This is a genomic window from Streptococcus sp. 1449 (genome assembly GCF_013276805.1).
Lineage (GTDB): Bacteria > Bacillota > Bacilli > Lactobacillales > Streptococcaceae > Streptococcus > Streptococcus pseudopneumoniae.
The window spans coordinates 1-10740 of record NZ_VMLS01000071.1 but is presented as its reverse complement, the minus strand read 5'-3'; the positions used below and the strand labels follow the sequence as shown (position 1 = coordinate 10740).

4 protein-coding genes are annotated in these 10740 nt (G+C 42.4%); all 4 read right to left on the bottom strand.

What is annotated here, in order from left to right:
- Nucleotides 1-802, bottom strand: an 802-nt coding sequence (locus tag HT687_RS10170; protein WP_172924186.1) for an Rpn family recombination-promoting nuclease/putative transposase, incomplete at its 3' end; no start/stop codon positions are given.
- Between the two features lie 100 nt (nucleotides 803-902).
- Complete coding sequence (locus HT687_RS10165; protein ID WP_023937422.1) at nucleotides 903-2591, bottom strand: alpha-L-fucosidase; 1689 nt, start codon at nucleotides 2589-2591, stop codon at nucleotides 903-905.
- Nucleotide 2592: 1 nt separating this feature from the next.
- The gene (locus HT687_RS10160; RefSeq protein ID WP_050585063.1) at nucleotides 2593-6381 is read right to left on the bottom strand and encodes a sugar-binding domain-containing protein; all 3789 of its coding nucleotides are present in this window, start codon (nucleotides 6379-6381) and stop codon (nucleotides 2593-2595) included.
- A 237-nt stretch (nucleotides 6382-6618) separates the two neighbouring features.
- The gene (locus tag HT687_RS10155) at nucleotides 6619-10725 is read right to left on the bottom strand and encodes a ZmpA/ZmpB/ZmpC family metallo-endopeptidase (protein ID WP_240152485.1); all 4107 of its coding nucleotides are present in this window, start codon (nucleotides 10723-10725) and stop codon (nucleotides 6619-6621) included.
- Nucleotides 10726-10740: the final 15 nt, after the last annotated feature.

Sequence of the window (10740 nt, the reverse complement as noted above, 5' to 3'; positions counted from 1 at the left end):
CAGCTCGACCACGTTCAAGACCTTCTGCACGACCTCTCTCCAACCCTTTTTCTTCAGCTTGTTCCAAGGCATAGTCCTGCGCTAGCAAGGCTTGTTCTTCGCGTCTGCGTTGTTCACTAAACATCTCCCTGTCCTCCTCGGACCAGCTCTTGTAGTCCAGCAGTTGATCTGCTTGGCTGATGGCTCGCTCGGGTTCCTGAGTAAAGGGCTTATTACCAAAAAACTCCAACCACGGCTTGCGAACCTCGTCTTTGCTGGTTTCTCTGTATTTTTTTAGTTCCAAGAACGCCATCTTAACCAGATGATTTTCTTGTCCATTATTGGTGATGGTTAAAACCTCACCTGTCGTATCCTCGCGCATACTAAAACTATGAAAAGCTAGGTCATCTGAAAAGTAATTGCTGTCCACAATTGCGATAGCGTATACTGGTGCAATGTGTTTGTAGCTCTGGTGAGTATTTCCTTCTTGCTGGCGGATTTTTTCTAGGTTTTGATTGACCTGACTACACAAATAAGCCCACAGGCGATTGATGAAAAAATTCTGATGATGGACTTGAATCTCAATGATTACTTGAGTGCCATTATCTAGTTCAGCTAAAACATCTATACTGGTATAGAAATCCTGTGCCGAGTACGGCAGGGAAGGCAAGACGTGAATATTGCTTCCCTCCAAAATGGTCACATTTTTGGCTGGCAAGTCCAGCATATCGCGAATAAACTGACAAGTGATTTCTGGGTTGCTGAAAATTTTCTTAGCAACCAAGTCATTAGTTGGGCTAATGCCCGGATGTCTTAAAATCATCCATTTCCTCCTTTTATTATACCATAGTTTTAAATCTAGGTTTACTAGATTTACTGCTACTATCTATTTATTCGGAAAAGAAATGAATTGTAAAGATATTTTATCTCGTTTCAACTAGAATATGAGCTTGATCAACCAACTGTCCATTAACAGTCAGATTTAGATAGAAATCTAAGGTCTTATCAGCAACAAAATACAGGGTTGGTATGCACAAATCTTTTTTGCTTTCTCCAGTTTGGAATTGAAGGACTTGAATCTCGTCCTGATAGGCGACACCATGGACACCTGTCCCCGGTTGAATCGAAATCTTAGCTTCCAAAGGAGTACTACTTTCGCTACGTTCAATCCTAAAATGAAGAGTCTCTCCCTTTGCCACAGCTAGGCTTTTTTCTGCAAATGCTAATCCCTGAACAACTTCTTTTTTTGATAAGCTAGGAGTTTTATAGAGGGAAATCTTGGTCAGTACAGGTAAATCCTGTGACTCTGTAATCATCACGCGCACCTTCTGTGCCTCTACTATCGGCCCTCGCAAGAGGCGCTTATGACCAACTGTGAAGCCCCTGGCAAACTCCTGCCAGACACCATCCACCTCTACTTGCACATGAAAAGCAGCGATTCGTTGCCCTAGCTTCAAATCTTCTCTTAACTCAAGCACATCGAAAGTTTTAGGCGCCCCTAAGTCTAATTCTAGTTGGATGGGCAAGTCTACATCGCTTGCCCAAGAACTAGTCTCAAGGCCATCTGTCAGATGATGACAAGCAAAGTCTGCGGAAAGAGCTGGACCAGATACCTTGGCTCCCAAAGCCAAATCTTCTTTATAGAGCTCATTGCGATAGGCCGCAAATTCATAGAGGCGTTCAATATCCTTTCCATCAAATAGACCATCTTGATTCGGCGGAATATTGAGCAAGAGAGGCATGCCCCTCCCTACCGAGTGAAAATAAATCTCGACCAACTCCTCAAGAGACTTAGGATCCTGATCTTCATGGTAAAACCAACCCGGCCGGATGGAAACATCTGCCTCACCGATTGAAAAAATCGTACCCGAGGGATCCCCATGTTGAAGATAGTCCAACTCTGCTTCTGTCCCTAGTTTATCAGGATTCACCTTTTGCCACAGGGGATCACCAGCATATCCTCGTTCATTGCCAATCCAGCGGATACTGGTGCCTTCTGTTGAAAAAATTAAGCAATCTCCCTGCAGGTCACGAATGGTTTCAAACCATTTTTCAAATTCATAATTGATCTTTTGAGCACCCTCTCCTCTGGCACCATCCATCCAGACCTCAGCAAATTTCCCTCCATTTCCATAAGCAGGATTTGATAAAATCTCCTTCAGCTGAGCCAGATAATAGGCATTATAGTCCGCTTCTCGGTTCACATGATAGAGCGGGCTGTGGGCATCCCAGGGTGACAGGTAGACCCCCATATCCATATCAAATTCTGTAGCAGCTTGAGATACTTCAAGGAGCAAGTCCCCCTCTCCATCCCTCCAAGGACTGGCCTTAACCGAATAATCTGTGTGAGCCGTCGGATAGAGGACAAAGCCATCGTGGTGCTTGACCACCAAAATCAACTTCTTAAAGCCCGTTTCCTTGAGCACGCGAATCCACTCACGCGCATCTAACTGTGTCGGGTTAAAGTGTTCAGGATCCTCCTGACCTGTCCCCCATTCCTGGTCATAAAAGGTATTAGGCCCAAAATGGATAAAGGCTGCTAGTTCATCCTCTAAATACGCTAACTGGGCCTGACTAGGCAAGGGGCCATGCGGTTTTATTGCTCTTACCATACTACTTCCTATCTACATTTTTCTTTACTTTTTTGGCATACACTTGCAATTCTGTTAAGGCTAGGGGGCTTGCCAAGTTTTCAAATCGAAGACGAAGGGCATAGGTTTCCACCTTGTCAAATTCAAAACGAAGCTCCTCATCCTTGTCACTTGACACTTTTCGGATAGCTGATACAGGGCGCCAATTCTCCTCTTGTTTGAGCAGAGAATCCTTGTCCAAATGATTTGGAGTCCGAGGCAAGCTAGGCTCATTCCCTACATAATAATCGATATGGGTAGGATCCACCGCCACGTAGTCTTGATTTTCGACATAATACAAGGTCACATTATCCACAAATCGCGGTTTTAAAATCCCTGCATCTCCAAAAAGAATGCCGACATTGGCTTGCTCTGACTTGGCAATCCAAGTATTGGCTGTCGATTTCTTCCGAGAAATGACCTTGTCATTGAGGTAAGAGACTGGGTGATTAGGCTCTGAGTGGGAAGCAAATACCAGAGGCAGGTTGGATCCTGTCCACTGATTGGAAATGACTTCCCCATCTACACTGGCATCTGTCACATGAATGGTGACTGTTGCTGGCAACTCACAGCCCGCTACTTGTCCTGTAAGAATACATTCTCCTACCTGAGCATAGACTTGAGGATCGAGTTCATCCCAAGTCACCTTGGCCGTATCTCGTCTGCCATCTGATAAGACTAGCTTAACTCGGTCTGGTAGGTGTGGGGCTTCCTTGACAAGCGTCCAAATCCTTTCAGTCTCAATAGCGCAAATCCCTTGGACACAAATCTGAGCAGAAGCCTTTAAATCCAGCCCTTCCAGCTGACCAGATACCATAAACTCATGAAAGCTTGCCATATCTTCTTCGGAGATTGCCTCCCAAACAACCTTGACTCGTTTTGCACCGCCAAACTCATAGTCCACCAAGACCGAAGACGGAAGCTGTGGATAAGTCCCCCTATCTGTATACAAGCGAAGTGGTCTTACAGAAACTGGCTTCCCTAGTGAGCTATTTTCTGCCACCTGCAGATGTATTTGATAGGTCTTTCCTTGATAAATAGCACTGATAGCCAAGTCCCCTGCAGACAAGCAATGAAGCACTCCCTGCTTGATAATGGCGTGGGCACTACCACTCGTCTCCCAAATCACTTCACTATTCCCCACCTTGTTCACAGGGTTATCCACAGTTTGTGGATAAAGTCCAATGGCTGGGGAATCCCCTTCTTGTAATCCTGACTGCTTGTCCACTCGAATCTCAAATAAGCGCTGATTTTTCACTAGCTGGCAATCAAAAGTCTCTCCCACTAAAAGATCAAAACTTGCTGGCTCTAGCCCTCTAGCACTGGCTTTTACTCTCACTCGACCTGCCTGCTCCAAGCTCTGAACCAAAAGTACACCTCTGCCATGAAAGGCTTTCCTCTGAAACCGAGCATTTTTCTGGGCTTGGTAACGTTCACGACTGGCCTGCCTACCATTATCCACACCTACAATACGAGCAGGGCCTTCAATTTTAAAATGAAGCTGATTGGAAGCAGTCGGCACCCAATTTCCAGCTTGGTCCAATACATCAAAATAAAGATAGAGGAGATCTTGCCCATCTGGCTCCAGTTGTGTTTTCTCGGCATGTAAGCCGATTTGGGCTGGCTTACCTGCAGTCACCACCTTATCTTCTGCCACAAGCTGACCTTGACAGTCATAGGCCACAGCACGCAATTCTCCCGGTTGATAAGCCAAAGGCCATTCGAGATAGAGTTGGTCAGAACCTTCTCCCTCTTGGTATTTTCTGCCATCTGAAGTCCATTTCTCCTGAAAGGTCTTCCTACCTTGAGATTTTCCATTGAGAAATAGCTCTACTGAACCAGCATTTGAATACACTCGAACAAGGATATCCCCATACTTATCCACAACTTGTTGATAACTCTTGTGGATTTCCCAATTCCAGTGAGGTAGGATATGAACCATGGGATACTGATCTAGGTCCAACCACTGACTTTGATAGAAATAATAGTCATTTTTAGGAATCCCTGCCGTATCCACAAGCCCAAAATAGGAACTCTTTACAGGCATGTCATTTTGATTGTGCCAAGGAGTGGGCTCACCAATATAGTCCACTCCTGTCCAAATAAACTGACCCGCATAGTCTAGCCGATTTCTATCTGCTATCCAAGAAGCCGTCGCTGTCTTCCCCCAAGGAACTCGATCATTTCCATAGTCTGACTGTTCAAAATTCCGCACGCGGCGATTATCCCCAACCCATTCCTTAGCTGGGCGAAAATAGCTATCACGCGTTCGGGTAGCCGATGAGGTTTCAGACCCATAAAGTTGCCACTTAGGATGTCTTTTGCGAATCCCGTCAATATTATCTTCCGAGTAATTTAAGCCCACCACATCCAGCAAATTGGCTATCTTTTCATGACCTCCAGAACCATCGCCAAAGCGGAATTGATCCATTCCCATGGTCACAAAACGACTCTCATCCACTTCCTTGACCCTTTCTAGCAAGCGTTTGATCGTCTTCAATGAATGAGCATCGCCATTTGCTTCGCTGACTTCATTTCCCAAGGACCACATAAAAATAGCTGGATTGTTCTTGCCACGCTCAATCATGATGCGCAAATCGTAATCTGACCAGAAATCGCCTGCTTTCGCATCTGGGTGAGTCGCTTCTTCCTCAAAAAAGCGACCATAATCATATTCTTTCTTGCCTCCATACCAGGTATCAAAGGCTTCTTCTTGGATAAGTAAGCCCATTTTGGCAGACAGATCCAGCAAAATACTACTAGCTGGATTATGGGTAATTCGGATAGCATTGACCCCCATTTCCTTCATCTGGCGCAAGCGTCTCTCAGCAGCTGACTTGTTTTCCACAGCTCCCAATGCTCCGTAGTCATGGTGCAAACAAACCCCATGAATCTTCAACCAGCGACCATTTAGAAAGAAACCCTTATCCGCTTGCCAATCCATATAGCGGTAACCAAAAGTCTCCTCTTCTTCATCAACCAAAATGCCATTTTTGTAGAGGCGAGTCTTCAATTGGTAAAGGTGAGGATGATCAATATCCCAAAGCAAGGGTTGAAAAATTGATATGGCTTGTTGGAAATGATGTTTGCCTCCAGACTCAATCACTAGAGAGTCTGTCGCCTGCCAGTCTGAAACCTGTTGTCCATCATACCAGATACTCTGCTCCAAATATACCGACACGGACTGAGGCCCATTATTTGAAACCTTGCTTTCAAGCTGGGTTTCCACCCACCCAGCTCTTTGTTCCTTTAGCTTAGGACTTGCTATCGTAATCCCATACAAATCCAGATGCACCGAATCTGTCATCAATAATTTTACTTCTCGATAAATACCGCTACCAGAGTACCAACGACTGCTAGGTTGCTTATTTTCCACAAAAACCGCAAGCTGGTTGGCCGTCCCATCATTTCTTAGATAAGGGGTGATATCATAAGAAAAGGGTGTGTAGCCATTGGGATAATAGCCCAACACTTGTCCGTTAATATAGACTTGGGCATTCATGTAAACCCCGTCAAAGAGCAAACGCACCGAAACAAGACTGGCATCTTCTTCCAAGTAAAACTGTGTCCGATACCAAGCCTGACCCCCGTTTAACTGGCCACCCTCATTTTGCGCTGGCGAGTACTGGTTAAAATCATTGTAAATACTCCAGTCATGCGGCACTTGAATAGCCTGCCAATTTCCCCTCTGAAAATCCTGCGCCGAGGCCTCTTCCTTCCCCACCTCTTGGCTAAAAAACCAGTGATTTCGTAAAACTTCCTCTCTTCTCATACAAACATTCCTCTTTAAACGAATCGATATACTTGACTATAGCACAAAACAAAAGCGCTTTCAAGACTTCCTCCATCACTCCCTAAATACTCAGAAAAGATTCTATAATTTGTGGAAAAGTCTGAAAATCACTCCATATTCAAGCAAACTGTCATTTTTAAGAAATAAGGTCAAACCTTACAAGAGCGCAAAAAACACCTCTCCGAATGTTCATTCCAGAGAGATGTCCCTTTTGTCTTAACTATTGTAAATCGACTGTCTAAAGTCATCTGAATCTTTGAGATAAGCTTTATAAATCGCTTTTTTCAGTTTTTGAACTGGAGTTTCGATAAACTCAAACTTTTGAGCCGTGGTATTGCCTGCTTTTATTTGAGCAAGTTCCTCTTTAACAGCTTTATTCATAAGCTCTTGTAATTTTTCTTTACTATCAATTACTTCTTCTTTTCCGTTGTAATTTATAGTAATTGGTGTTAACTTACCTAATTTCTCAACACGCTCATTTATTTGCTCTTTTTTGAACTCAGCATATGTTTTTCCTAGAATTTTATCAAAAATATATTTATCTGATAACGGTACTCCCTCTGCTTCAGCTTCTTCTTTAAACTGATTTGATACATAAGGAACAAATCCTTCATAGTAGCCCAAAGCAGCCATCAATTCAAAGGCTTGTTTTCTAAAGGTGATGTCCCCACTCATACCAGAGTCATTTTGACTAACACCATAAATGGTATCAAACATATCAACGGTATAGTAACCATTTGGTGCAATTTTATCTTTATCCTTAAAACCAGCAATGATATAACGATTGACCAGGATATGATTGTCAATCAAACTATCAATATCTGTCAATTTTTTGGCATCTTCTAAGGTCAGAGCTTGAATCTCCTCACTCTTATGAGTTGCTGGAATTACTGTATTACGATAATCTATCCATCTTCTAAATGGTGAACTAATCGGAACTATTTTCTTGAAATATTTAGTTTTTTCTTCATCAGTTAGATTTTTCGTTGCCTCAGCTTCTAGATAATCTAGAGTATAAAGGACATCAAAACTTCCCTTCATGTAAGATTGCAAATCTTCTGCCGTTTTAAATCGATCAGGTGTCTTATTGTAAAATCCATCCTTATCACTCTCATCATATACAAAGTTGAGATTGAAATAAGTATCCTTTTCTGGATTATAGGAGTTTTCAAAAATACCACGCGCATAAAACTCTGCGGCTGTACCATCTCGACGACCGTGATTATTAAACAAGACCGTTCTATCTAGTAAGTGCGTCATTTCATGAGAATAAGTCGCTGAACCTCTATCATCCAGAACTCTATCTATAAAGTAACGGACACCTAATCCATTAGCCTCAGCTCCCACCTTACTTACTGGAGAATAGTAATTCATAGGAGTCATAAACTGGTCGACCCCCTTATCAGCTCCACTACCAGTAGCTGGTGACCAAGTGCTATCAATCTGGGCATTCGGATTACTTGTATATTTCTTCATCGTATCAATAATCAAGCGATTTGTCAGCAACTTATCACGATTTTCTGGTTTTGTTATACGATAAAGAGTATCGACATAGTTGGCTTGTTGTACAGCCGCCTTTTCAATTAAAGACTTGACTCTAGCAAGCTCAGCCTGGTACTTAGTTGGATTAGACTGGGCGAGAGAAGTATCTATATAGGAACCAATATTACCGTAAGTAATCGTCGCCATATTACTAATCACATAAACATTTGGTTCTTTCACATTCAAAAGTCCCAAAATAGCAGCCATATTAGCCTCTTGTTTACGAGGATCCTTTTCCCCAGCTGTCAACTTGCTATACAGCCCGACATGCGCTGAAGGATTTTCCTTAGATGGTTTTTCAACAATCATAGCTTGGCTAGATTTTTTAAGCCAGGTATCCGCATCATCTGACGTAAAGAGTTGGCGATTGCTGTCTAAAAATTCCTTCAAGCTAGCCTTACCTGTAATGGTAGATAAATACTTTGTAAATGTTTGAGGACTATTGGTCAATTTCATCTCTTCATAAGACATGGATCCTAATTTTTTCAAACTATCCAAGGCTGTCATTGTCTTATTACCAAATGAGCTTGGATTAAAGGCCAGAATATCACGAATATTCGTGTCCCCAAATTGAATATTATAAAAACGATTGATATAAGACAGTCCCAACAAAATCTGCTCTTTGTATTGCTCCAGCTCTTGTTTGACCTTGCTGCGATTTTCAGGGGTATCTCCTATAATTCCTAATGTATGCGAGGCAATCTTTTTGAAACTTGACTCAGCTTGCCTCTTCGTCTGATCAAAGCTTTCTTGGATTGACAGTTTTTGAAGATACTCTATGCGCAACATATCTTTGACCTCTTGGTCAGTGATATTTGGGTGTGTTTTTCTGAGCGCAATTCTCCTTGTTATAATATCTCGAGGATCATAGGTAGGCTCTAACTGTGCTTTTAGTTTACTGTCATGTAAGAAGTCTACTGACCTCGCGCTTGTGGTCAGAGCAGACACATCCACAGCATCTTCTCTCTCACTATTTGTTGGAAGGATGTGTGGTTTATCCTCCTGACTACCAACTAAAACAACTCTCGGTTTCATTGGTTTTGTTATTTGACTCACTTCTCGAGGATTAACCAATTCACCAGTTTGTTCATTGATAGCGTAGGTTCTGGTCAGTGTATTCTCACCAACTTCTCCTTCAGAGGCTACCTTTTCCATCTTTTTAGCAAGAGAAGAATCCTCTCTTCGCTCCTCAGTAACAGCAATCGGTTGTATTACTTTTTCCACATTACCAACTTGAATCACTTTATCGACTGCTGGATTTACTTGTCTAGTGGTGTCAGATACCGTCACCTGACCTGTTGCCCTGTCTAATTGATAAGTCGTCCTAGTTTCCACCGAACCATCACGCCCTGCAACCGCTACTTTCTCTTGTCTGAACTCCAAAGCAGGATTCACCTGGTAGATCGTTTTATGAGATAGGACAGTAGTTTCAACACTCGGTTTAGTTCCAACTTCTACAACTTGATCAACTTTATTAACTACTATTTTGACAGTTTTATTCTCAGAAATATTTCCACTTGCTTGATCTTTAGTATAGGTAGTAGTAACTTGTTCTTGTCCCTCAACACCCGGAATTTTCACTCTTGTAACGCCGTGGTCTAGTGCTTCATTCTTTTCATAAATGGTTTCATAAGGAACGACTTTGGTCTCTACTTTTGTCTGAGGAAGTTGAGTGTCTTCTTTAGTACCAACCAAGATTACTTTTTGTCGCATAGGCTTCGTTACTTCAGTTTTTTCTGTTGGATTTGTTAACTCTCCTGTCTCCGGATTAACTTCATAAGTTTTAGTGACGGTTGTTTCCCCTTGCTCACCTGCATCTTCAACCTCTTCTTTTCCTTTCAGAAGTTCAGGATCATCTTTTCTTTCCTCAGTAATATCAATAGGTGACACGATCTTTTCCACATTTCCAACTTTTACTACTTTGCCTTTAGCTGGAATATTTTCAGTTGTAGTTTCTTCTGAGATAGCTCCTGTTTCTTGATTTACTGTGTATGTTGTAGTTGATACTGTACGCCCTTTTTCACCTGGTGTTTCTACTTTTTCCTTATAACTTAGCGTCTCATCTGCTACATATCGTGTTTCAAACGGAGTATCCTTTATTTCAACCTTAGACTTAGTTCCTACTGCCGTTATTTTCGCTTGCATTGGCTTAGCGACTTTTGTCGTTACATCTGGCTCAGTCAAGTCTCCTGTTTGTTCATTTACTTTGTAAACTTTTATTGTTGTCGTTTCTTCGTCCTGACCTTGATTTCTGACTTCTTTGACACCTTTATCAAGTGACTCATCCGCAACAAACTGTTCACCTCTTTTGGTTGTTGAGGTTGTTTCTTCTACATTTCCAACCTTAACAACTCTATCTACTGGATGTTTTTCTATCTTTGTTGAAGTGTTTTCTACTATTTTCCTAGTACTTTCATCAAAACTGTAAGAAGTAGTTGTCACTTCCTTACCATTTTCGCCTGCTACTTCTACTCGTTGCTCTTTGTAATTTAAAGCTGGCGATGCTGTATAGATTGTTTTATAGTCCAGTACTTTTTCTTTCATTACTGGACTTGGGACAGTTGGTTGCTCTTGGGGAGCTGAGGGTTCAGGCTGAACAGCTGGAGCTGGTTCGTTTCCTTGACTTGGGTTGACCTCTGGAGATTGATCTTCTTCGCGTCCTGATTCCATGGCTGGGGTTGCTGGTTCAGAATCTTTGGTCTCAGCAGTTGCTTTAGATGGTTGATTAGACTCAGTACCTTGTGGGGCATGAGTTTGATTCTCCTCGCCCCCTGATTCCATGGCTGGGCTTTCTGG